23 protein-coding genes are annotated in these 24,506 nt (G+C 45.7%); 15 read left to right on the top strand and 8 right to left on the bottom strand.

Going from position 1 to position 24,506, the window contains the following annotated elements; translation table 11 throughout:
* The first annotated feature begins 7 nt into the window (after window positions 1–7).
* Genes EBR25_03430 through EBR25_03410 form a run of 5 tightly spaced genes read left to right on the top strand, consistent with a single transcriptional unit; the run spans window position 8 to window position 2,863 of the window.
* Window positions 8–313 (top strand): hypothetical protein, encoded by a 306-nt coding sequence (locus EBR25_03430; protein ID NBW40037.1) that lies wholly within the window; start codon window positions 8–10, stop codon window positions 311–313.
* A gap of 60 nt (window positions 314–373) precedes the next feature.
* A complete protein-coding gene (locus tag EBR25_03425; GenBank protein NBW40036.1) occupies window positions 374–751 on the top strand; it encodes a hypothetical protein in 378 nt (125 codons plus the stop codon).
* 30 nt (window positions 752–781) lie between these two features.
* Window positions 782–1,312, top strand: coding sequence for a PH domain-containing protein (locus EBR25_03420; protein NBW40035.1), 531 nt, complete (start codon window positions 782–784; stop codon window positions 1,310–1,312).
* A 52-nt stretch (window positions 1,313–1,364) separates the two neighbouring features.
* Window positions 1,365–2,282 (top strand): hypothetical protein, encoded by a 918-nt coding sequence (locus EBR25_03415; GenBank protein ID NBW40034.1) that lies wholly within the window; start codon window positions 1,365–1,367, stop codon window positions 2,280–2,282.
* Window positions 2,279–2,863, top strand: a complete 585-nt coding sequence (locus tag EBR25_03410; GenBank protein NBW40033.1) for a M23 family metallopeptidase — start codon at window positions 2,279–2,281, stop codon at window positions 2,861–2,863. The genes EBR25_03415 and EBR25_03410 overlap by 4 nt, the downstream gene beginning before the upstream one ends.
* A gap of 50 nt (window positions 2,864–2,913) precedes the next feature.
* On the opposite strand, the gene EBR25_03405 is transcribed toward EBR25_03410, so the two are convergent.
* Window positions 2,914–5,028 carry a hypothetical protein gene (locus tag EBR25_03405; protein NBW40032.1) on the bottom strand — a complete coding sequence of 705 codons (2,115 nt, stop codon included), beginning with the start codon at window positions 5,026–5,028 and terminating at the stop codon, window positions 2,914–2,916.
* Between the two features lie 41 nt (window positions 5,029–5,069).
* Window positions 5,070–6,218, bottom strand: a complete 1,149-nt coding sequence (locus tag EBR25_03400) for a flavodoxin-dependent (E)-4-hydroxy-3-methylbut-2-enyl-diphosphate synthase (GenBank protein ID NBW40031.1) — start codon at window positions 6,216–6,218, stop codon at window positions 5,070–5,072.
* Window positions 6,219–6,447: 229 nt separating this feature from the next.
* Here EBR25_03400 and EBR25_03395 point away from each other — a divergent pair, with 229 nt between their 5' ends.
* Together EBR25_03395 and EBR25_03390 are read left to right on the top strand one after the other, a co-directional pair.
* Entirely contained in the window at window positions 6,448–6,867 is a 420-nt protein-coding gene (locus EBR25_03395) for a hypothetical protein (GenBank protein NBW40030.1), read from the top strand.
* Window positions 6,868–6,978: 111 nt separating this feature from the next.
* Window positions 6,979–7,515 carry a phosphoribosyltransferase gene (locus EBR25_03390; protein ID NBW40029.1) on the top strand — a complete coding sequence of 179 codons (537 nt, stop codon included), beginning with the start codon at window positions 6,979–6,981 and terminating at the stop codon, window positions 7,513–7,515.
* A gap of 92 nt (window positions 7,516–7,607) precedes the next feature.
* Here EBR25_03390 and EBR25_03385 read toward each other — a convergent pair whose 3' ends face one another.
* Window positions 7,608–8,309, bottom strand: a complete 702-nt coding sequence (locus EBR25_03385) for a hypothetical protein (GenBank protein NBW40028.1) — start codon at window positions 8,307–8,309, stop codon at window positions 7,608–7,610.
* Window positions 8,310–8,795: 486 nt separating this feature from the next.
* Between EBR25_03385 and EBR25_03380 the strand changes: the two genes are divergently transcribed.
* A complete protein-coding gene (locus tag EBR25_03380; GenBank protein ID NBW40027.1) occupies window positions 8,796–9,752 on the top strand; it encodes a phosphodiester glycosidase family protein in 957 nt (318 codons plus the stop codon).
* Window positions 9,753–9,886: 134 nt separating this feature from the next.
* Entirely contained in the window at window positions 9,887–10,396 is a 510-nt protein-coding gene (locus tag EBR25_03375) for a hypothetical protein (protein NBW40026.1), read from the top strand.
* Between the two features lie 704 nt (window positions 10,397–11,100).
* Here the strand turns inward: EBR25_03375 and EBR25_03370 are convergent.
* Window positions 11,101–11,574, bottom strand: a complete 474-nt coding sequence (locus tag EBR25_03370; protein ID NBW40025.1) for a hypothetical protein — start codon at window positions 11,572–11,574, stop codon at window positions 11,101–11,103.
* A 254-nt stretch (window positions 11,575–11,828) separates the two neighbouring features.
* Here EBR25_03370 and EBR25_03365 point away from each other — a divergent pair, with 254 nt between their 5' ends.
* Together EBR25_03365 and EBR25_03360 are read left to right on the top strand one after the other, a co-directional pair.
* Window positions 11,829–13,103, top strand: a complete 1,275-nt coding sequence (locus EBR25_03365) for a hypothetical protein (GenBank protein ID NBW40024.1) — start codon at window positions 11,829–11,831, stop codon at window positions 13,101–13,103.
* Between the two features lie 15 nt (window positions 13,104–13,118).
* Window positions 13,119–14,390, top strand: a complete 1,272-nt coding sequence (locus tag EBR25_03360; protein NBW40023.1) for an HD domain-containing protein — start codon at window positions 13,119–13,121, stop codon at window positions 14,388–14,390.
* 25 nt (window positions 14,391–14,415) lie between these two features.
* Here EBR25_03360 and lpxK read toward each other — a convergent pair whose 3' ends face one another.
* Genes lpxK through EBR25_03345 form a run of 3 tightly spaced genes read right to left on the bottom strand, consistent with a single transcriptional unit; the run spans window position 14,416 to window position 18,579 of the window.
* Window positions 14,416–15,405 (bottom strand): tetraacyldisaccharide 4'-kinase, encoded by a 990-nt coding sequence (gene lpxK, locus EBR25_03355; GenBank protein ID NBW40022.1) that lies wholly within the window; start codon window positions 15,403–15,405, stop codon window positions 14,416–14,418.
* Entirely contained in the window at window positions 15,402–16,769 is a 1,368-nt protein-coding gene (locus tag EBR25_03350) for a hypothetical protein (GenBank protein NBW40021.1), read from the bottom strand. Before EBR25_03350 ends, lpxK begins: the two co-directional genes overlap by 4 nt.
* 34 nt (window positions 16,770–16,803) lie before the next feature.
* Entirely contained in the window at window positions 16,804–18,579 is a 1,776-nt protein-coding gene (locus EBR25_03345) for an ATP-binding cassette domain-containing protein (GenBank protein ID NBW40020.1), read from the bottom strand.
* Window positions 18,580–18,869: 290 nt separating this feature from the next.
* Between EBR25_03345 and EBR25_03340 the strand changes: the two genes are divergently transcribed.
* Together EBR25_03340 and EBR25_03335 are read left to right on the top strand one after the other, a co-directional pair.
* Window positions 18,870–20,744, top strand: a complete 1,875-nt coding sequence (locus tag EBR25_03340) for an AsmA family protein (protein ID NBW40019.1) — start codon at window positions 18,870–18,872, stop codon at window positions 20,742–20,744.
* A 19-nt stretch (window positions 20,745–20,763) separates the two neighbouring features.
* Window positions 20,764–21,156, top strand: coding sequence for a RidA family protein (locus EBR25_03335; GenBank protein ID NBW40018.1), 393 nt, complete (start codon window positions 20,764–20,766; stop codon window positions 21,154–21,156).
* 156 nt (window positions 21,157–21,312) lie between these two features.
* Here the strand turns inward: EBR25_03335 and EBR25_03330 are convergent, their stop codons facing one another.
* Window positions 21,313–21,789 (bottom strand): chemotaxis protein CheX, encoded by a 477-nt coding sequence (locus EBR25_03330; GenBank protein NBW40017.1) that lies wholly within the window; start codon window positions 21,787–21,789, stop codon window positions 21,313–21,315.
* Between the two features lie 278 nt (window positions 21,790–22,067).
* Between EBR25_03330 and yaaA the strand changes: the two genes are divergently transcribed.
* Together yaaA and EBR25_03320 are read left to right on the top strand one after the other, a co-directional pair.
* Complete coding sequence (yaaA, locus tag EBR25_03325) at window positions 22,068–22,835, top strand: peroxide stress protein YaaA (GenBank protein NBW40016.1); 768 nt, start codon at window positions 22,068–22,070, stop codon at window positions 22,833–22,835.
* Between the two features lie 54 nt (window positions 22,836–22,889).
* Window positions 22,890–24,506 (top strand): pyridine nucleotide-disulfide oxidoreductase (locus EBR25_03320; GenBank protein NBW40015.1); only part of this gene is annotated, 1,617 nt, incomplete at its 3' end.

Here is a 24,506-nt window from a genome sequence, read left to right as displayed (position 1 = left end):
GAGTCAAATGAGAAAATTTTTATTCTTATCAACATTCGTCATGGTAGCATCGCTGGGAACAAGTGGATGTAGTGCACATAAAAAAGCACAGCATATCTCAACCCCTCACGAAGTAATACTGTCGCAACTATCACAGCAACCTGTTCGTACCGCACCTGGAGTCGTAGAGTATGTCTGGGAAGAGCCGATGGTTGATGTCATTGAAGTACCGCCTGGACTTGATCCAGACGGAATATACTATCGTCCGGCACATCAAGAGGTTGTTGAAATTAGACAAGGACGATGGAAATACTATCGATCAGGAGATAACTAGGATACACTCCATAGTGGAATAGATATTGAGTCGCTCTTAGGGCAAAGAAGGAAGGTTTACATGGCACTCATCAGCATTCGAAACGTGGTCGCGCCTTTTCAAAACAAAACGCACCTCTTCACAATAGTTGTTATTGCCGTTATCTTCGGTGTCTGGAGAGCCTCTGGTGGATCTTTCTCCTCTCGAACCGTATCTTCGCCAACTCCTATTTCAGAATCATCGCTACTCATGCAGCAGAGAAGCGCCGGTTCAGTGGGCACTCAAAAAGTTCAGCAACGTCCACCGCAGCATCATGGGGCACCAAAAGGATCTTCCTCTAACACTAGCCATGACTTAGACTCACTGCTAGGAACCCAGGCTCCTCAAAAGCAGCCGGATCAGAATCAACCGCATCATTCAGCGCTTGATGATATTGAAAAGTCTCTCGGGATGCGTTAGCAGCAACAATACTCACTCACAGGTACATCAGTGAAGGCAGAAAGCGATGCAATTCATATTACAAAAACTTGGCGCTCTGAGGTCATTACTGTTGTAGTATTCATCGTTATGTCTATCCTCGCTGTTACGCTGACCAGGATATTCCCCTGGTCTATCATTGACGGCGAGCTGTTTCAGATTGGAGAGACCTCTTATCGCATGGCTCTGCCACTTTTCTGGTTAATCCCCCTGATTACCATCGGTTCTGCAATCTTTCGGATATACAACGTGAGATACACCATTAACCAAAGAGGAATAGAGTTTGAGAAGGGTCTCCTAGAACTACGAATAAAACTTACAAGGGTATGGTTTGAAGACATACGAACCGTACAGAAAAATCAGACAATTATTGAGAGATTTCTGGATATTGGGAGCATCCATGTGGGTACAGCTGCTACTGGAACCCTAGAAATAACTCTTAAAGGGATAGCAGCACCTGAAGAAGTGCTCGAAATGATTCAACGAGAGAGAGATAATCGACAAAAAACAGCACAAACCTCATCAAACTCCTCACAACATTAGAGAGGGTTTGAATAGGATCTCCTCCGACTAAATATGAATTGAGGTTTTAACGATGTTGAAAATGCGCTCTTGTCTTGTATTGCTTTTTCTCTTCTCTACTCTCGCGTCTCCTCATGCGAAAGCCCAAGAAGAGGCAAGCCCCCTCAGAGAGAATGAGGTCACCCCGGCTACCCTCCAAGCTGAAGAGGCTGCACTTCTGAGCTTAATCAATACAACAGATAGCAACCTGCCCGTGCAAAATGCCGATTCAACCTTCAGAGCAGAAAACAGAGAGATCCTTTCTCCTGAAGCGCAAGAAGAAAATGATACCCTGGCAGAAGCGCGGAAACTTCTTCCGACTCCTGCATCAGATCAGCCTCAGGAAGAGCTTGCACTCACTATTGATACCCAACAGCAGACAATTGAATCACTCAAAGCCTCAAAGGCAACCCTAGAAAAACGGCTATTAGGAGTTGAACAAAAGCTTGGGCAAGTATTGGCCAAACTCGAGAAGACGCACGATGACCTCTTACTTGCTGAAACCGAAGTCGAACGGCTCTCTCATATTATAGAAAAGAGAAATATTAAGAGCATTCAAACGATTCAAAGGAAAGCAAACATCGTAGAATCTCCATCTAAAGCTGAAATGTTACATCGCTCAAAATTGGAAGAACATGTTAAGGATACTCCTACAAAAGCTGAATCGATGACTGATATGTCTCAAAAACTTTCCATTGCAACCGTGACTGCGAAAAAAGCAAATCTCAGGACAGGGCCAGGATTGAACAACTCAGTTCTGCTGACTGTTTCTCAACGCTCACGTCTCGTGGTTGAGATGCGAAGGGGCAACTGGTATCGCGTAATTGCTCCAACAGGCGAGCGAGCCTGGATTTCTGGTACCGTTATTCACTTTGGTCCTGAAGTGGACGCGCGACCGAATCCTATAATGCGAATCAGAGGATTCCACGACGCCACAGCGGATGCCTCATGAAGCTGATGTACTCTCACCACGTCATCGTTAGCAGCCTCTTTCTGAAAAGAGCTTATCTCAGTGAAATTTCGAAATTCTACTTCATTGCCATCCTCCTCTTATGCTTCACAAACACAGCAGTCAGTGAATCTCATGACATAGAAAGTCTTCTTCAGTCATTCAAAGATCGTGGCACCACGGTGTATCCTCTCGTAGGCACCCGCATCTCAAGTCGTTTTGGAATGCGAACTCATCCTGTAATTCAAGAAAAGAGGCATCATCATGGACTTGATCTGGCGGTGCCTGTAGAAGCGCCGATTCGAGCAATTCGAACAGGAAGAGTTGTATTTGCTGATGAGTTCGGAGCCTATGGAAATCTTGTTGTTATCCAGCATGAAGATGATATTACGAGTCACTATGGCCATTTACATTCAATTCAGGTTTCTCCTGGCGAACAGGTTTCGACTGGTCAACTGATAGGTGCTGCAGGAAAAACAGGAAGAGTAACAGGGCCGCATCTCCATCTTGAGATACGTCATGAGGGCAAGCCTCTCGATCCTCTTTTACTGTTTCCCCACATTGCTCATAAGGGTTTAGGTTAAGACCTTCCTGAAGTGCGCAAAAATGGGGTGAAACCCTAATGCTCTCTTACTTATTGAGTACGAGAGAGCTTTGAAATAATTAATTTTCTTAAGGCATCGTTATTTTCGAGCTTCTGACGACGCTCAAGGAGTCGCCGCTGAGCTGGGTTAGCCGCTGAGGCTCGAGAATATGCAATCCCACGAGCAAGGGGATCAATATGATCCGACAACGCATCTAACTCTTCAGTTGTAATTCTCCAGTCCGTGCTCTCCTTTAAGTAACGAGATGCAGGCAGAGAAAAAAAATCGAACTGGGGCATATCCTTGGAAGCTATCAGCAACTGAAGTACTGATTCTGGGGCAGGTGTTGTCTCGAACCATTTCGCAAGAAAAGCATAACGCGCATCTCCCCGAAGCATAAGGCCAGAAAGGAGAGTAATCACCTGGTCTCGAGAGAAAGTCGTATCCTTTGATAAGACGGCTAAAAACTCCTCGAGTTTCGGTATATTCGCAGAAGACGCAATCTCTTGAATGAGCATTACAGTCCTATCGGGTTCAAGAAACGGCGCTACAAGAAGGTCTCCCAACTGCTGAACCGTCAGACCATCAAAATCTTTCGTTGCATAGCTAATTTCAAGAAGTCGCTGCGCTGGGAGTGAATTCCATCCTGCTAATGAATCCGTGATAAACCATCCTACAGACTGCCTTGCTCCTGCTATCTCGCGAAGAAACTCCCACAATGCTCCTCTCTCATCCTCAGTTAAGCCTAGTAAAATAAGCTTGACTCGCAGACGCACATCCGTCTCCTGAAGGGTCGAGGGAATATAAATGCGAAGGGTTTGGGAATCTATCCCCAGGGTCGCAATCCGAGCAAAGGCTCTGAAAAGCTTAGCTGCTGCTTCTTTTGATTCAACAGAAAGGATATCGAGAGCAAGCCCATAGGGCACTGGCAGTCTTGCTTTTTGAGCCTCTAGTACTCGAAAGAGCATCTCCGGGCTTTGAGAAGCGGGCAATCCAGCTAACAGAGATAGGGCGACTCCGTAATGCAGCGAGCTGAGATCTGGAATACTATTTATTTCATCACGCAGTATAGGAGCCAATACGAAAGTAAACAGCGATGCCTTCTCCTCTTCTGAGAACTCGTCATACCACCCAGCATTAAGAGCAACCCTGAGCGGTTGATGGAAAAACTGGCTCAATATATCAGGTTCTTGAGCTTCCAGAATCACAGTCTGCGCGGCGACATCGCTCTCCATCGCGGCTTTACGCGCTACCTTTTGCAGTCTCGCCGGCTCACCTGAATTCCAGTCACCTTGGAGCTCTTGGTGCGCACCATCATTCCAGAGGATTTTCCAGAGCGTCTGATCTTGAAACGAGAAATATCCAAATAAGAATGCCACTACGGAAACCGTTACGATAATTACTCGAGGAAGAAATCTGCTCTTCTGGGAATGATCTGGGGAGCTCCTATTCAAGCTCTCCTCTTTGCCTAGAGGTTCGATAAGAAGTGTTTCGAGAATCGACCTCAGGACATCAAGATTGGGAGTGATGTCTTCCACAGCATCTTTTAGCGATGGGAGCTCCCTCAACAATAAACTCACAAAGTCTGACAGATCTTTGCTCTGGGCTTCTCGCGTAACTTCTTCCGGATGGGATGATAATACTTTTGCCGATGCAGAACACAGAAAGTCTACTCCGGGATCAAGCAAGACGAGCTTTTCCTTCCACAATGCCAAATTATCTAGCGACAGATTTCCATGAAAAAATCCGTGACGATGAAGATGATCTAATTCGCCAACGAGATTCAAGAAGTGATGGGTCTTGTCCCGTTCTGACAACGTCTTAAAGAGAGAAGTGGCACAATCTCCCTGGCTAAAAAATGGTCTTGAAAAAAAGAGTAATCCTTTTTGCGAGGCTGCTTTCATGCGATCCTGATACAAGCGAGCCATTCGGCCAAAGAAAGGAACAGCAATAGCAGCTATCCGAGCTGGGATTTTCTCAACTCGTAACAACCAAGTAGCCCTGTCTTGAAGAATTAAAAGCCTTGGATTCCCAACAAGAGAAGAGGATATGAAACCCCCAAGCACTGGCCCATCCAAATCAAGAAAACGCTTTGCTTCTTCAAAAGAAGAGAGATCTTCTGTCGAGATTTCTTGAATCCCGACTTCTCTATACACGTTATCCATAAAGCGTCACATATTTACGGGCCAGCGCGCAGTAATATTCTTTAAGATTTACTCGCGCTCCGTTCCTCTATCATACATTCTATCTCTTGAAGAACTCGAGGGATCACTTCATCGTACCCAAAGGCTCCTACCAACTCCGTCCCCTTTTTAAGATTCACATGGTTAGGAGCGCACCACAGTCCAATGTCCGCTTCATCAGTCTCACCAGGCCCATTCACCCGACACCCCATTACTGCAATAGTAATGTCTTCCTGTGATGCGAAATCCGTAACTTCTCGTATCTTCTGAGCTAGCTCAATAAAGGCTTCGTTCTCAACCCGGGAGCATGATGGACACGAGATGATATTTAATCCCGCATGTTCGAAGCGAGGTACGGAACGAAATCGACCTTCCGATATGTCGGCAAGAATCTTTTTTCCTACCTCAATTTCCCTGTATTTTTCCTTGAATGGTAAAGTTAACGAGACTCTAATCGTGTTGCCAATACCAAAGGGGATCAGATTTTCAAAAGCAATTCTTGACTTAATTTCCCCTAGAGGAAGCATCCCAGCCTCTGTCACACCAAGATGGATAGGGACTTTCGGGTGCCGAACATGGAATAACTTGTTTATTTGTATTACCGCATTAGGATCTGAGCTTTTTAATGAAACAACGAATCGAGTGAAGTTTAGCTCTTCCATATATGAGATATGCTCATCTGCTGATCGCAGAGCCACTTCCATGGGGTTCTCATCCTGCGCCTTAAGAGAGGGATCTAACGATCCGAAATTCACTCCTATTCTCAATGCACAGTCGTTTTCTCCCGCTTGATCAACGAGAAACTTAACTTTATCTTTTACCGCGACTTCTCGCTGGTGATGATGTAAATGGCCCGGATTGTACCGTAGCTTCTGAACGAATGGGGCCACCTTCTCGGCAAGACGATAGTTCTCTTGTAGATCTACTACTAGGTTAGCGGAGGTTGATTGTCTCAAGGAACGCAAAGCTTCCACGTCCTTCTTGCTGTCAACTGCGACTCTTATCAGTCCTGCTCCAGCCTCTTCCAACATCGCAATCTGTTCCGCTGTAGCGTCAAGGTCTTGAGTCTTTGTTGCCGCCATCGATTGGACGACTATCGGCTGCCCGCCTCCTATGACTACGGAGCCGATCGCCACTTCTCTTGTGTCTGTATGACTTCCTGTGTTCTGCATGCTTGGATTGTGACACGGGCGAGAATTTTTCTCCAGAGACTCTCCTGTCAAAGGGTTATGCCATATCTATCTTCCCCTGTTCCGGAGGAATAATATGGCGTACTCTTCCCTCATCCCCGTAATATGAGACTCTCAGAGCAAGGGTCTCATCCACATTCCCTGGGAGACCTCTATCTCCTATCTTGTGGACAGGAGTTCGGAAAAAGCCTCAAATTGTTAGGAATACCGTATGAGAACGTGCAGTAAAAATTTCCCCAAACGAATCACCCCACGCTTATACCTGCTCCTTCTGCTCCTCTCGGCATTCTGCCTTACCTTCTCTCCCATAGGAAACCTCTCCGCTGATAACGAGACGAGTTTTTATCCGATATGGAAACTTCTTCGACAGAATGAAAAGAGGGTGTTCTTAAGTGGGTATCAAAAAGGGATTCAAGACTCCCGCAAAGTAATTCAAATCTTGAGAGAACATATTGAAACCAACCCCGAGAGTGCTCTAACGAGCCTCGATAGAATAAATCAACTCTATGAGACAGCCGATGTGCCCGTTGAAAGCCTACTCCAAGAACTGACGGTGTTCTATTCTGAGCCAGAGAATCATAATGCTCCTCTCTCCGTGGCCTTTAGTGCAGCAAAGAGTCCAACGAGATAACATTCTGCTAAGATTCCGCATGACAGAAGCTCAGCATTCCTGTAACTTCTACGTTCGTTATTAGGGAATAATATTTTCAAACAGGCTCAATTTCACAATAGAGAGGCGAAGATGGTGGAAGTCGAAGATATAAATGAGATATTTGCAAAGATCACCGAACGCTATCAAGACCCAGTCCCTATTGGAGGAAGGTGTGAAAGCTTTACCTACTATCGCACTGAGGATCTCTCTGATGATGACCTTAATACCTGCGCTGAATATGTCGCTCAACGCCTAGAGAGCGTTGTATCGCCAAATGAAGTCGATTTATTTCTGAAGCTCCCAGGAGGATATAGCTTTTTTGCTGAACGTCTCTGCGCAGTGTACTCAGAAAGATTGCCAGGCCATAAACTGGTGCCGATAGAACAGTACCTTGAAAGTAAAATCGGAAACGGACTTGGCACCACCTACAGAGGGAAAAATGCGGTACTGGTAACAGATGTAATTACTACTGCTCGCTCAAGCCTCGAAGCACACACGAAAGCGACCCTCCGAGGAATTCCCGTTCTCTGCTGGGCGACTCTTATCGACAGAACATTTGGACCAGGTCCAGTGCCAGTGGTATCAGCCTTCACCGGAGATTCTGTCCGTTTACTCACCAAAGGATAGAGCAAGCAAAAGGAACGCTGAGAAACGGCTTCAAGGGACGCTTATCGCCCTAGCATCATAATAATAATTCTCAGTGACTTCTAGCAGTATGACTATCGAAATCCACGCCTCTTCAACACCGAGAACGGAAGAACTTTGCTATTGCGATCAGTCTGCGACTCATCTGATTCCTCTGATGTGCTCAGGTTGCGAAACGGCTGATCCTGAGATCCAGACTCTGGATAGTTCAAACCCGTTAACTCCGGCCTGAATCCTAGCGAGCCCTGAGAGGCCCCATCACTACGGGTCAAATCCACGACCACAGCTTCATACTCACTGAAAGCCGCCTTAGTGGCCTGAACCCGTGCCTTTAATACAATAAGCTTTTCAGCCAAAATCGTACTGCGTACATAGTGCTCTTCAGCCACTGCCATGCGCAAAGCTTCTCTCTCTTGATGAAGCTCTCCCTCTACCCGTCTCCACGCATCATACAGGGAGTCACGCAGCTTGAGTGCCTGATGAGATAGCTCTCGTTGGGAGTATGTCTGGAGCAACTTCCGAAGCGATGCTGAGAGGCTTTCATTGACATGTTGCCATACCAGCACTTGTAAATTTGAGTATTTTTTTTCATTAGCTGGTTTCTGCCCTGCAAAACCCTGGAGCTTCTTCCCACCGCTCCTACCCGATCTGCGTTGATCCTGCTCTTTCTCCAATCCCTTCTGCGTCTCTTGTGCCGTGTGTTGATAAAGATAAGCAGCCTTACGACTTTTCGTTAGTAAATGGGAAAGACGACTCCTCAGGGTGTCACTACTCATATAGATACTTGCTCTCTAAAAGGACGGGAACATTAGGGGTTGGAGCTTAATCGTTGATGCTCAAGAGTCAAGCAATAAAGAAAATAGGAGGAAATTACCACTTAAAACGAACGGCAAGACTCACCCGTAACACGCAGGACACCCCAACAACGGGGCGGTAGATTTTGCCACTCAGAATCATTTTTGCCGACAGAGGAGATAAAATAGACCTGCGTTTTAACGGAGGGGGCGTACGACATCCCCAGAGTAGGAGAAGATGTTGGCACAAATCATGAAGAGGAACCGAGTGTAGGCATGAATACGCTTTTCAGGTCTCCTTGACCACACGCACACACACTCTTCGCCTGAAAGGCATTATGTGTTTTCGTCTACAGTCAAATTCAAGCAGAATGCATGCAGAAATGCGAGGCTGCAGATTTGATATCCAAGCCGGTTGGCCCCCCAACCGGCTTTTTTTTATCTCCATAAGACGATAGCCTCTACCCCATGGATGTTGTTATGGAATATCTCTGGTCAGCGACTATCGCCGTTCTATTCCTGTTGGTCAGATGCCTAGCATGTAGTGTCATACGCCTCTTCACGATAATTTCACTTTCCTTGTTTTCTTCTACGGTCTTTCCCACGGGGAGCTGCTTTGCGCAAAATGATGCCGTGATACCGCAAAAAGGACGACCAAATCCTGCCTCCTCTATTCTATCACAACAAGAATCGCTCAAAGACCTTTCCCAAACGGAATGGAAAGATATCGCTAAAGGGCTTCAGATCATGGATATCGAACTCTCAACGGGGTTCTTACCCGGAGATATAATGCTCTTGAAGAGCTCCCTTGATTACTTTCGACCCCAAGTTGTACGAGCATCATCATTCCATCGAAAGAGAGGTGACATAGAGTGGTACAGTAAACAGACAGGCGCATCCGCCTGCATCAACGCTCACTTCTTTGATCAAAATGGTGACCCTCTTGGATTGGTTGTAAGTCGAGGAATCGAGCATAAAAGGATGCAACTGGGTGGCACGTTACTCACCGGCCTCTTCTTAGCCTATCATGAAAGGCTTGAGATAGTCCCACGCGACAAAACTCACACAGGAATAGGACTCGAAGCAATTCAGTCCGGGCCGAGGCTCGTTATCAATGGTAAAATTGCGGAAAAGCTTGATGATATAAATGAATCGCGGAGAAGTGGCATTTGCCTGAAGTCCCCCGCTGAATACATTCTTTTTATCTCCTCATCCCCGTTCAGAGGTGCCACCTTGAAAGAACTTGGAGAAATCCTGTCAAGCCCTCAGATCGGTTGTCGTGAAGCCTTAAACTTTGATGGTGGGGGCTCTACTCAGTTATTTGTTCGGGGTGATCTTCCGGGGGCAAAAGATGGCTTCAGGGGAGTACACGCCATGGGACGCGATGAGGTTCCAACAGTTCTCTGTCTCTTTCCAAGTACTTAGGCATGTTTATCGAATAGCTATGGAAGAAAGCTTCTCATCAACCTTGTTTCTAGGATGCTTAGGAGCAGGAACTTTGTTACAGTGTTGGACTATTGCAATTGACAGAACGTCTACCAATTTTTAATCTGCTGCACATGTCTGAAGTTATTACTCCAAAAGAATTTGTCTCTCGCGAATTTACGGCGAAAGAGGTGCAAGCTATTCTGCGGCGCCTAACGGGGGGCACAGAAAAGATTGGACTCGCTCTTCTGAACTATTACTCTCGAACAAATCTTGTGCCGTGCACAGGCAAATCTCTCAACCGCGGAAGAAACAAATATTCTTATTCAGACCTCATTCTTCTCTGCTGGCTGTTTCGGATGAAAAAAGAAGGGCTCCCTGTAAACCGTTTCCGTCGAGGTATTGATTATCTCCGAAAAAGGATTCCGAAGTTACATAAGAATCCATCAGATATGGTTCTGTTGACCGATGGCAAACAACTCTTCATCAAACACAGAGTTCAGGACAAGTCTCAAATTGCAGAGGTTTTGACAGGGAAAAAAGCCGGTCAATACGTGTGGGCGTACGCTATCGGTTCATTAATTGAAGAGGTGGAACGCATCATTCAAGAGGAGTTTAAAGACTCCAACCAGGTAGCTGCCTAATTCGAAGCCTTGTGCTATCCCAGCACCTTTCTATTGCGTCATGCCCTTATTACATCATCTTTCTGTGTTGCTATCTTTCTGTGTTGCCCTATACGGTTATGTATCTGGCATTTGTGGATCGAGAGCATGATAGCTCTTTCACTCGACACGACCTTGAATAAGTCATCATGCCCCGTTTAATCAAATGCTTACCATGAGCATGAGACTCATCTCACAGAAGGACAGGAACAGCATCAGTTCATCAAATCAGAGAGTAAAATCTTTAACGGAAGGATTATAATCAGGGTCATACTGATGCGTTTCGATGTAGTTTCTGCTACCCTTGCCCCATCGGGGAAAAGCTATTGTCCTGTTTGTTTCCTGTATGGAAGGAGTCCAGATGTCGAAAAGTGGAACGGTAAAACAACTCGCTCAGCTTCTGATAGAAAAGAAAGCATGGTGGCTAATCCCCATGGTGAGTGTTTTTCTTCTCGTGGGAACACTATTGGTGATGACACAAGGCAGTGCGCTCTCGCCTTTCATCTATGCTCTATTCTAGATCGCTCTCTATTCTAGATCGCTCTGTGGGGGACCCGCGCACTGATGTGCCACCATATGGAAGGATCCCATTGTACAAAGCATGACTCTTCTCCCGTCAAGGCAGACTAGCGTTCCGTCAGGACAGAATAGGGTTGCCAGTATCGGCGACAGAGATTCTTCTCCAACTACAGAGCTGCCTGCTCTCTTTGCTTCATCAATTCAGAAGGCAATCTCCATCCGCCAGGCTTAGGAGACTCATCATCACCGAATAGTAGCGCGTTGGAGCGCTCGTAGTCGATGAGCGCATCTATAAAATTATTGGTTGCCCGAGTACAGTACTCGCGAATAAAGTGATTCAATGAACGAGATGAATGAGCGAGTGCCCGTCGGATATCTCTATCCACTGGGACCATATTATCCCCATTTTCCTCGAAAGCCTTCCTAAAGGTAGCGGCAAGAGCCTCGACTTCGGTTAAATCATTCCATTCAAGAAGTTCAATAACACGATGTGCACGAGTTCTTTTGGACTCTCGTAGGACAATAAATCGCGCAACGAAAGCAGTTCGCCTTGCACGAATTACCATCTTTTCTGGCTCACTGAATTTACTTGGTTTTTCCCTTTCTGCTGAGGTCTGATTCAGAACAATCTCAGTATCCATAGCTCCATCCTAACAACTAGCAAACCGACGGGGCGTATCTTACCTTGCTACTGAGCTCTCCCAAGAGAGCACCCTTTTTCCTCGACTAATAGTATCATCGACACCTTTGGCTCCATACTTAAACCAAAATTTGCTATACGAAAACCTCGTAGCGAATCAATCGGAGTAAAAACAGATAACTTCTATAGATTTGCGTTTGCCTTTTCTGACTAAAAAGTGTCTTTTAGTGCATAAAGACGATCATAGATTCTCGCATGACAGACGAAAAATATCCGCCATCAACCGCTCAAGCAAAGCATCCCGCAACTACTCCAAATGAGATGCGTTCCACTCTGCACACTTCATCATCACAACCAACCGAGACCACTGGTAACCTCTTGGAAGGGATACCGGAGTCTGGGGCGGATCTCACTTCTATTATCCAAACCAGTTTTAAGGATCAACAACCAATTTTGCTGATCGATGATACCGATATTTTCTACCGTTCCGCCTTAGTTTTTCCAGCAGAGATCGCCACTCCTGAGCTCGTCAACTCGTGCCTCAAGAAAACAAATGGCGCGACGATTCAGGTTGCACTCAGCCCAAAACGTGCGGAAACCTTTCAACTCGAACCGATGGGTTTTAATAGATTCGAATCCCGAGATACCCGCACAAACACACCCCGGGAACTCGTATCCGTTGAAGCAAGAAAAAATGTTTCTACAGGAATTAGTGCTCATGATCGGGCAGAGACCATAAAAGTATTGGGAATGAATGAGCCCAATCCAAGAGGAATCGTTAAACCCGGACATATTTTTCCGATAAGGACTCGCGAGGGAGGATGTCTCGTAAGAAGCGCTTTGGCCGAGGCAGCTCTGGATATGACTCTACTCTCTGGCTTCAGAGATGCCGCATGCTTCCTCGAATTCTTCAACGAACAAGGTGAATACGCGACTCAGAAAGATTGGCACAGCGTTGTTACAAGCGATGGCATAGGGTGTGTGACGATCAGTGGGCTTATAGAACATCGGCTAAAGCATGAGCAGCTTATTCGTAGGATAAATGAAGTTAATTTGCCAACCTCCTACGAGAACGATATGAAAGCCTATCTCTACCGCTCTGAAATCCATAAAGGAGATCATATTGCATTAGTGAAGGGCGAAATTACACAAGATGTCCCTGTGCTGACTCGAGTACATCCAGAAGATACATTTATAGATGTTTTTGGAGCATCATCGGCACGAGAGAACACTCCGCTTCACGTCGCATTGCAAGCCATTAGTCAGGCAGAAGTAGGCGTACTCATTTACCTCCGTAGACCCGAACAGACGCCCCTGGCTCGCTCATTAAAGCAAGAAAATCGACATAAACGACCTGTGGGTACAAGAATGAAAGAATATGGCTTAGGTGCCCAAATCCTTCGTGACTTAGGAGTGAAAAAAATAGACCTCCTGGCAAGCAGCGAAGCGCCTGAAGCTGGATTGGCAAGTTACGGGCTAACGGTTATTCGCCAACAACCACTCGTCAGAACTCAAGCTGAAGAAATCTAACAGGAGAAAGTTCATATGTCAGATATTGTCAGTTTTGCCGATGTCGCACAGCCGATCGTCTCTTTTTCCCGTAAAATACCCAGCGATGCTCTTGTTCTTAAGCTGATTGATACCCAATGGTTTCAGCGATTACGTGACATAAGTCAAACGGCAAATACCCGGCTTGTCTATATGTTTTCTGAACACTCGCGATTTGGGCACAGCATTGGGGTCGCGTATTTGGCAAAAATACTCCTCGAATCTCTCGAGGAAAATCATTCTCATCAAATCGAGCCATACAGAAGTGCGATTCAAGTAGCTGCTCTTCTCCACGATATCGGACATATTGCACCTGGCTCTCATACTGCCTATACGACCTGGTTTCCAAGTGGCAATGATGCCCACGAAGAGATCGGATGCAACATTATTCAAGAGGACCAAGAGATAAGAGCAATTCTCGAGGATTGCGATCCAAATTTGCCCCGACTTGTCACCCAAATTCTCCGAGAGGACGCGGTTCTTCCATCATGGACATGGGAAATTATCTCTGGAGGAGCTTGGAATGTTGATCGTGGCAACTGGTGTGTGGTCGACAGCGTACTGGCAGGGGTGAGCTACGGGCAATACAATATACCTGCTCTAGTTGGCTCTCTTCATATTTCTACAGATGGGAGACTCACTATTAAAGAAAATCGCCTGGATGCCCTTATGCATTTCAGTCTTTCTCGACATGCGATGTATCGACAAATCTATCAACATAGAACGTTAATGGCGGCTGATATGCTCAATGTTGCTATCGCAATGCGCCTAAGGGCGATTTCTGAATCCTCCTATTTTGCGGATCAAGTAATGCAAGAGGTCCTCTCTGCAAAGGATCCCTTAGAACTTTCTTTGCCAACAATCTTTCAGATGCGAGAGGGCTGGTGGCGCTATCACTTACTACAATGGCAGAAATCAAGCGATACGATTTTAGCAGATCTTGCTCGGAGGCTTCTCAATAGAAGGCTGCTAAAAACAGTAAGAATTCTTCCTGAAGAGGATAAAGATGAACTCCTAAAAAAGGCAACTGAGGCGGTACAAAATTCTGGCTATGACCCCAAGTACTATCTCCACAACTTTCGTCTCAGCCATATGCATCGCAGTGATTCCAAACACTCTCTAAAAGTACAACAAGATGATGGCAAGCTTATGTCCCTTGGAAGTGCTGAGCCTCTATTTGAACAGCTAGTCGCTGAGACAGATGCCCCTGTCAGAGAATGGATAGCCTTGCCAGCTGAGGCAAAGAGTAAACTTGGCCGTGTACGATAAGATCACCCCTAGAAGCAACTTGCGATTATGACGATATCACGCTGAAGATTGACTTTCTAAAAACCTCTGGTTCACTAAATTCTACTTGAACCTCTGGCACCCACCATCTGCTCGCCTCATCATCAGCCATTCTTGCAAGATCCTTTGAGGTACAGACAAAAGCACTCTCTGGATAGGTGCGACGTAATTTTGTGACTACATCAAGATCAAAGGATGCATGATCTTCAAAAGCATGCTTTGCGATAATTTCAAAGCCCATCTCTTCAAGTAGAGCATAAAATCCGAAAGGCCTAGCGATTCCACTTACTGCTACAATCTTTTGCGGCGGCTGTAATTCTCTCTCTCCTCGAACAACCCTCTCTACCGTCATCCACGCCTCAATCGTGGGAACATGTGCCGGAAGAATGGCTCGCAGAGCGTCCAACTGGCACTTCGTAACTCGAGGACCTCGCGAATTGAGCACAAAAATTTGCCCCCTGCGCAAACCCTCCTGTCGAGCCTCCCTCAGCAATCCGAGAGGAAGCACGCGATCTAAAATAACATCAGAGGCCACCCCTTCAGAAGCCACGTCAATAGTGATAACGTTCAAATCTCGAGCTAGGCGCCTATGTTGGAGCCCATCATCAAGTATAATGATATCGCCGATTTGTTCGCTTTCGATAAACTGCGCACCACTAACTCTGTCTCGCGCAACAACAACTGGAACTTCAGAAGCAGCCGCATGAAGCTTTGCCTCATCACCAACTTCCGATGCGTCATGGAACTGAGAGACCTGTATTGGTCCTCGAATACTGCCCCCATATCCCCTCATTAATATAACTGGGTGTCGGTTTTGCGCAGATAACATCTGCACTGTTTTCTGAACTATTGGTGTTTTTCCACTTCCACCTACCGTAATATTTCCTATGCAGATGGTAGGAAGGCTCGTTGATGTAGTTCTCCAGATACCCTTGTCATACAAAGTATTCCGAAGACTTGTAACTCGTCGATATGCAGCGGAGAGTGCTGTTTTCATCCCTCTGCTCCATGTCTGTTTGATCCGCGCAATACATCACAGGAGGTTGCAACCTCTTCTCTATCGGCAAAACCCTTAAAACCAAGCAGGTCATCTAAGGCGTGTTCAACTCTTTTTAAGGAGCCACGCGCTTCACTCCATACTGAATATAATCGCTCGGCTCTCGCCTTCAACTCGGATGAAGATTCAATGGTTGCAGATAGAATCTCTTCAATAGCACCTCTATCATGAATAGACATAAATGCATCATGACGCGTTAGAGCCTCCACTTCAGAACGAATCTTACTCGTATGCATACCGATGCCGATAGGGACCTTATATGGAGCTGGTTCAAAAGGGTTATGGCCCCCTACCGGTACGAGCGTCCCACCAATAAAAGCAAAATCAGATAATGCATAATACTTCTCCAGCTTGCCAAACTCATCCACCAAAAGCACATCTATCGCTTGAAGATCCAAATTCTGCAAGTCACTTGAACACAGATAAGAAAGGGACAGCGCTTCAAGCTTCTCCTTAAAATATTCCAACTTCTCCAAATGTCGCGGAACCAGAATCAAAAGGGGGCTAGAAGAAGTCTTCCCCTGCAGCAGTCGTTTCTCCTTCAATCGAATCAGCTCAGGTAACCACCAGCTTTCTTCTCCAGGATGAATACTACCAAGAGTTAACCTTACTCTTTTCTCTTTTCCCTCTGTCAAAGAATCAAGCACCCCCATTAGGTCTTTCAAATCGTCTGAGCAAAGAGGCTCATGATCATACTTCGTATTTCCTGTAATCTGAATCTGGTCCTCCTTCATTCCGAGCATTAAGAGATGTTTTTTCATCGCTTCAGAAACAACTAAAGCTTGGGACAACAGAGAAAATAACTGAGGAAATATTTTCAAAAGAAGACGATAGCGAGCCAAGTTCTTCCTTTCAATTCTCCCATTCACCATGCAGATCGGGACTCCTCTACTAGCAAGCTTTGTCAGTACTAAGGGCCAAATCTCAGTCTCACCGAAAAGAAACAATGTAATGGAGACATCACCAATGGCTTTGCCTATCCATTTCTCCGAGTCAAATGGAAGAAGACGACATAGATCTGCTTTGTCTCGATGCATAGTGATACCCGCTAGCGAAAACGAGGTCACTAAAATCTTATGTTCTGGATAACGAAGACGTATCCAAGGAACAAGTCGCATCAGCCCACTTAACTCACCCGCAGAAGCTCCATGAATCCAAATATAGTCATCACTCCGGCTTAGACACCAATCTCCGAAGCGTTCCTGAAATCGCTCTGCAAAGCGAGGATGATGGCGCAAAAAAGGCGCCAGGGTGCAGACAGTGCACCGAGTAACCAAATTGTACAGTCGTATTCGAATGCTCATAGGCTGATTCACTTGGAGTACGGTGAGTCTACAATCAGGTTGACCCCGTCATACTCGTCACGGGCAAGGTATTGGATTCAGATGTTGTTTCCCGAAACTGGAGAGCATGAAGTCTTTCGTAGGCACCTTTGTTTCGTAACAACTCTTCATGCTTACCGCTTTCGACTACTTGACCGTCCTCCATTACTATAATCATGTCTGCTTCTTGTACTGTTGAAAGTCGATGTGCAATTACAAGTGAAGTCCTCTCCTTTTCAAGCGCCTCAAGAGCAGCCTGAACCTCCCTCTCTGCCTTATTATCAAGGGACGATGTGGCTTCATCCAGGATTAACAAGGGCGCATCTTTCAAAATAGCTCTAGCGATCGCGATTCTCTGCCGCTCCCCTCCAGAGAGAGTGAATCCGCCCTCTCCTACTTCTGTATGATATCCCTGCGGTAGGTCTTCGATAAAAGACGCCGCAAAAGCAGCTTGCGCGGCAGCCTCTACCTCTGCTCGTGTGGCTCCCTTCTTTCCATAGGCAATGTTATTGAAGATTGTATCATTGAAAAGGAAGGTATGTTGCCCGACCATTGCAATGCTTCCACGCAAATCTTCTAACTTTAGAGAGCGAATATCTTCTCCTCCAATCCTCACTATCCCACTGTCTGGATCTATAAATCGCGGGACAAGGTCAACAAGGGTACTCTTTCCTGCTCCAGAGAAGCCCACTAAGGCCACTCTTCCACCCTCGCTAATCGAAAAAGACACATCGCGTAAAGCAGGACGCTTTGTTGTGTCATAGGAAAACGTAACATCCTCGATATCAACACTGAAAGATGATGGAAATGGCTTGTATTTTGCTGGAGACTTAATCTTTATTGGTGCATCAAGTAGCTCAAAGATTCTATCAGCCCCAGATAATCCCTGCTGAGCAGCATTGAATACTTTCGTGAGCTTCTTGAAAGGTTCATAGAGCAAAAATAGAGTTGCGAGAAATGCGATAAATTCACCTTGACTACGAGAACCGTTAATAACGGAATAGCCGCCGTACATCACCACTAGGACAATAGCTATGGCTCCCGTAAACTCGTTAATAGGCCCAGTTAGTGAGCGAACTTTCTCTGACTTAATGAAGTCTCTGGTGAGGCGCTGATTTTCCGCTTCATATCGCTCCCTTTCGAAGTCTTCCCTCCCAAAAACCTGTACAACCTTGCTGCCGAGTATAGTTTGCTGCAATAGGCTGCTAAGATTTCCCACTCCATCCTGACCACGACGCGCAAGTTTTCTAACTCTTCGGGCAAAACGAGTTACTGGGTAAACTGCCAAGGGAAAGGCAACGAACGCTATGGCCGCTAAAATAGAATCAAGATAAAAAGCGACCAGTAACAGAACAACAACACGTATTCCATCACGAATTGCTGCAGATACCGAATCAGTCAGTAATGCACGAACGAGAACAACATCATTTGTGACTTTACTTAAAACATCTCCTCCTCGCTCATGAACAAAAAAAGATGGGGATAAAGCCAGGATCTTGTGCTCCATCTCATTCCTAATATCACGGACTACCAAGTGACCAAGCCGAGCAAGGAGAAAACTCTGCAAAAAGTCGAAGGTTGCTCTGAAAAGCGCAAATCCCAACAGCAATACGGGCAGCCATAGAAGCATATCCTCGTTCTTTTGAGCGAAAATGCCATCGAGAATATACTGCAGAATGAACGGTATCCCACCCTCAGATGCCCCAAAAAGCACCGTACATGCGAGGGCAACAAAAAAAGCGCGCCGATACGGCCGGAGATACAGTAGTATCCGACGAGAGGTTCTAGCCATAGTTCCCTTGTCCTAATCAGTGGCCCATACTCTCAATCTACTGAAAATAAGGCAAGAAAACCCCGTTAGGGCAGCGATTTTTTCCCTTCAGACTCTACGATTTGGCTCATAACTCGCGTTTGACTCAGCAAGATGCGGAACTCCCCCTTCCGACAAAGGACAAACGATGAGTTGAGATGGGGCAAGGGCAGTTTCTATGGTGGGCAACTTTCAGGTAAGGTATTGTCCGGAAAGGGGGGAGATGAGCACTGCCCCCCTAGCCATTATAGTGTAGAAAAGGACCTCTTCTCATGAAAAAAATAATACTCGGCTTACTCGCTCTTCTCCTAGTAGTCATAGTGGGAGCTCTCGGCTATCTTTCATTCCAATCAGATAACATCATCGCCAAGTTGAAGCCAGAAATAGAAGCTCAGGGAAGCGCTGCCCTTCAAAGCAAACTCTCAATCGGTGAAATGCATCTCAAGCTGTTTCCGTCGATCGCATTCTCGATTAATTCTTTAACCATTGCGGAGAATAAGGATGAGACCAAAAGGCTCTCCTTTGGCGGAGGAGCGATACACGTTTCTTTATTCAAACTGTTCACGGGTACCGTTGCGATTAAGTCAATTTTTCTAGACTCTCCCGCAATCACCATTCATCAAACTCAGTCGGGAGTGAAGATTGATGGACTATCTCAATTAGGACAGAAGGCCACCGTAGAGGCTCAAGCAATATCCAAAGCTGACAGTGCTGATACAGAGGATTCTCAGCCATCAGCTCCTTCCTCTTTACCAGGCTGGCTACAGGTAAATCTGGATTCAGTCTCATTAGAGAATGGAAGAATCCAAGTCTATCAAGAATCTGGAGAGGTGATTACCGTACAGGACATCCAACTCGATACCGGGATTTCCTTAAAAGGTTCTAAGCTCTTGCTCTCTGAACTTGTCGCTTCTTTACAAATTATTGACCAAGGCAACTTCCGCGTTGAACTTTCAGAGGGTGAAGTTGACCTCCAATCACTAACTGGAACATTAAAAAAGACACGAACAGAAGTATCACTTGCTAGGGGAGCCCTTGATACCGAACTCACCATCCGTGATGCTCGTGTATCTCCACAAGAATTCGGTATGAGTTCGATTTCTTTCGGTGGGCAGACACCCGCACTTCATAAGTTCTCCGGAGACTTCGAAAATGTAAGATTTCTTCCATCGCAGACTAAGATAGCGATTGAAGCAGGTTCTATTAAAGCTCTGAAGGGTCAGATTACCCTTCAGGGAGCATTGTCTCTATCCTCCATGAAGGGAGAGATGACGATGGAGCTCAATGAAATTGAGAAAAACGGGGAGAAGCTTAACGGATTAATTGCGATTCGGGGTAATGGAAATCAGATAACATTAACGGCGGACCCAATAGAGATTTTTGGTGGCAAAGTTTCATCTACGATAAACAGCCAGCCTCAAAAAGATCCGATTCCATTTTCCATAGCAACTTCCCTCCTCGGGATCGATATAGAGAGATTAACTCGTTTTGCGCTACCGAAGAGTCCTATACTCGTAACAGGCAATGTCGAAAAGCTAACGGCTAATGCTTCTGGGCAAACCGGCACAGACATGGCTAAACACCTCAGTGCGGATCTCAGCCTCTTGTTACGAGAAGGCTCTTTCACGGGAGGGAATATTGCGGCTCTGGTACTACAATCACTTGAAAAGGTGCCATTCGTTAAGAGCACAATGAGCGATGCTGTCCCCGGCGAACACTCAGGGGCCATGTCAGATTCCACTACTCCAATTCGACAGCTTAATACCACCGGGAAAATTAAGAATGAGCGAATCGAAGTGAATTCTCTTTTAATGGAATCAGCTCTTTTTTCTCTTGAAGGGAGGGGAACAATAAATTTTGACCAATCTCTTAATCTCAAAGCGACATTTCGTTTCATTGCGCCATTTTCTCTAGCTGTTGTTGCAAAAGTACCAGAGCTCAACAAGTTACTTGATAAAGAGAATCGGCTTGTGATTCCGCTCCAGATAATAGGAACAGCTACTACTCCCGTTATACTGCCAAACATAGAGGAAATACTGAAGCTGGGTGCAGGGAAAGCTCTTCAGGAGAAAGCTACAGGCTTTATTGGAAAGGCCTTAGGGAAAGGAAGCTCATCAAAGGGTGGAAAAAGTCTTTTTGGATTCTAATGGAGGAGGATAAAAAAAAATGGTTGAATATATAAATGATTCTGAGGGAGCACCTAGTGCTATCGGTCCATACTCACAAGCGACTCGTGTCGGTGATATGATCTTTTTGTCTGGTCAAGTTCCGCTCGACGCAGAAACGGGCAAACTTGTTGAAGGAGGGATAGAGGCTCAAGCAAATCAAGTGATGAAAAACCTCTCTCTTGTTCTGAAGAACGTAGGTGGAGACTTCTCAAATGTTTGCAAGACAACCATTCTTCTACAGGACCTCTCGCATTTTGGCGTTGTAAATGAAATCTATGGGGCATGGATGAAGGACTCGCGTCCAGCTAGAGCGACCTTTGAAGTGGCAGGCCTTCCCTTGGGATCACTGATTGAAATAGAGATGATTGCTAATATCCCGAAACGCCCTTAATGCAGCCTACCCTCGATATGAATCCAGGGTCATCTTACACGGTGGTTGCCTTACAATAGGCTCTTATACACTATCTGAATTGTTTTGAGCTTCGTTCACCGATGTGTCGCTAATGGCGGCACATCGCCAGATCCTGCGTGCGCGTAACAAATTGTATTATACCGCTCCAAAATCAAGACTTACTTGAAAACCTCCCTGCTTGACATGGCACCGCACGGTATGTACGCCCTCTTTTGATAAGGTTGGGGGCAGCATATCGCCAGGAAAGAAAAGCTGGGGTACAGCCATGCCGATAGAATATCCATACTCACTCATCCGTATCTTTACGCGACCACAGACCATATTAGCAATTTCAGCTATCATACTCTTTGAAACCTCATCGAGCTGACCGTACTCTTCCCCAAACATCGCTGATACCACAGCAAGTGCCGCGGCCGTCTCAAAACCTAAAATCAGAGTGCCATCCACCCCAGCGCCCGTCAGACTCATCGCCCCAATGATATCACCATAAAAGCAGTGCTCGGCTTGTTTCGAATGCTCATCCACAGAGACAGGAATTAGTCCGATAGACTCCAAAACATAGCGCACGGACTCCACGACCGCTTCCAACTCTTTTGTATCGTTATTAGACATATAGCAAACTCTGAGGTTCTCTAAATTTCTTCACTCACACAGTAAGGGTAGGGGTCGGGAGAACGGGGCAATTTCTTAATAATTATCGCAATACACTGTGATTTTAGGGGGTTAAACAATATATTTTCCGAGACGATTCATGGGCATTTTGCCTATAGACCCTCAAAAATTACAGTCATGAGAACAACTACCGCTCAGAGCCCAAACGGTTTAGAGTTCTCTTGGCCTGGATGAGCAAGCTTTTTATGAACCGTATTTAACTGGACAAATTACTTATCATGCTGTTAGCACTTTTATCTCCATCAAAGACTCTACGACTCGATACCACGTACTCACATTCCAGTTCATCAACACCCGAGCTTTTGGGAGAATCTCGAAAAGTTCACAGGGTCTTGAAAGAATTAACTCCAAAGAAGCTTGAGGGCCTTATGAGCATTAGTCCCAAGCTCGCCAAACTCAATCATGAACGATTCCAGACATTCTCCGGTTCCTCCAATCCGAAAAATGGAAGCTGCGCTCTGCTCACATATAGCGGGGATGTTTATGAAGGATTTGAGCTGGAAGATTATACGGTGGGAGATTTCAGAAACGCCCAGAAATCTATTCGAATTATCTCTGGCTTATATGGACTATTAAAACCTCTGGATAACATTCAACCATACCGACTCGAAATGAAAACTCGGGTTTCAGTTAACGGCCACAAAGATCTTTATCAGTTTTGGGGAACAAAGATCACCGATGTTCTCAACAAGCATATCAAGGAGGAAAAGATAAAGTGCGTAGTCAATCTCGCCTCACAAGAATATGCTAAGGCTATTTGTTTTGAATCGATTCAAGCACCACTGATCACAATAGATTTTAAAGACAAGAAGAATGGAAAGTTGAAGACTGTCGGGCTCTTCGCAAAAAAGGCTCGCGGGCGCATGGCAAACTACATCATTCGCAACAAGATAAGATCTCCTCAAGAACTCAAGGATTACCGACTCGACAGCTATACTTTCTCAAAGCGCCTCTCAGATGAGAGTAATTATGTATTTATTCGGTAGGGTTTTTTTGTTAAACGAAACAGGGGGGTCGGTTACACGAACCTTCATAGGCAGATGAGCATAAAAAAAATTGTTATTTTGGGTCTCTTCGTTACAGTCACTCTCTTCGTGCGGGAACTCTTGCCAGATGAGATGATGTCCCTTGATTATTTCAAGGCACAACATCAGTCGCTTCTCGAATATACTACGATGAGGCCGTACCTCTCAGCGATTGGATTTCTTATTGCTTACGTTCTCGTTGCGGCCTTGAATCTTCCCATAGCAACTTTCATGTCACTACTCGGTGGTGCCCTGTTCGGTCTTGGACAAGGAACGCTGCTTGTATCCTTTGGTAGCACTGTTGGAGCTACTATCTCTTTCATTCTTTGTCGTTTTTTCTTTCGAGAATCAATCGAGACAAAATTTCCAGAAGCAGTAAAGAAGATTGATAGAGGAATAGAAAGGGAAGGATCGTATTATCTCTTTGCGCTCAGAATGGTTCCTATCTTTCCATTTTTCCTCATTAATACGGTTATGGGCTTAACAAGACTTAGTATCCCTGTCTTCTTTATCGTAAGCCAAATCGGAATGCTACCAGGCACCCTTGCTTACGTATATGCAGGGACTCAGTTGGGAGAGCTTACAAGCAGCCAGAGTATTTTATCTCCTCGCCTACTTGCTGCTTTTGTCTTCATCGGGCTCCTTCCTATTTTTTCTCGATTACTACTCGATTACCTAAGAGCAAGAAAGCTATACAAGAAGTATCAAAGACCGGATAAGTTTGATTACAACGTAATTGCCATAGGAGGAGGCGCCGCTGGCTTAGTGACTTCCTACATTGCCGCTGCCGTCAAGGCAAAAGCGCTACTTATTGAAAAGCATCGAATGGGTGGAGACTGTCTGAATACAGGTTGCGTTCCCAGTAAAGCCCTCATCAAAACAGCAAAGGTGCTTCACAGCATCAGGACCCACGAAAAATATGGGCTTTCGAGTGCTTCATGCAAATTTTCCTTCTCAGATGTCATGGAAAGAGTAGATGATATAATTCGGAAGATAGAGCCGCATGATTCTGTTGAACGATATACCGAGCTTGGAGTTGACTGTGTGAATGGCACTGCTCGGGTCATTGATCCATTTCGGGTTCAAGTAGATGACAAGATTTATACCACGCGAAATATTGTAATAGCTACGGGAGCAAAACCAATCGTACCGAATGTCCCAGGCTTAGCTGAAGTTTCGTACTATACATCTGACACCATCTGGCAAATTCGGGAACAACCAAAGAGACTTCTTGTAATTGGAGGAGGTCCGGTGGGATGTGAGCTTGGGCAAGCATTTCAACGCCTCGGGACTCAGGTAACGATTGTGCAGAGGAACTCAAGGCTTTTGGTAAAAGAGAACACTGAAGTGAGTAAGTATATTGCGGATCAGCTCACCAAGGAAGGCGTTCAGCTCTTACTTTCGCATGAGCTGAGCGGTTTTGATAATATTGAGGGTGAGTTCATGGCAATATGCCGAGGAGCACAAGGAGAGACACATCTTGCATTTGATGCAATCCTGTTCGCTCTTGGGAGAGAGGCGAATACCCGTGGCTTTGGGTTAGAAGAGTTAAGCATAGGTTTGCGAGAAGATGGGACTCTAGAAACAGACGAGTTTTTACGCACAAAATATCAAAATATTTTCGCTTGTGGT

It is taken from the genome of bacterium, assembly GCA_009926305.1.
Taxonomy (GTDB): Bacteria; Bdellovibrionota_C; UBA2361; order UBA2361; family RFPC01; genus RFPC01.
Note: the sequence above shows the minus strand (reverse complement) of the source record. Positions and strands in the feature narration are given on the sequence as shown.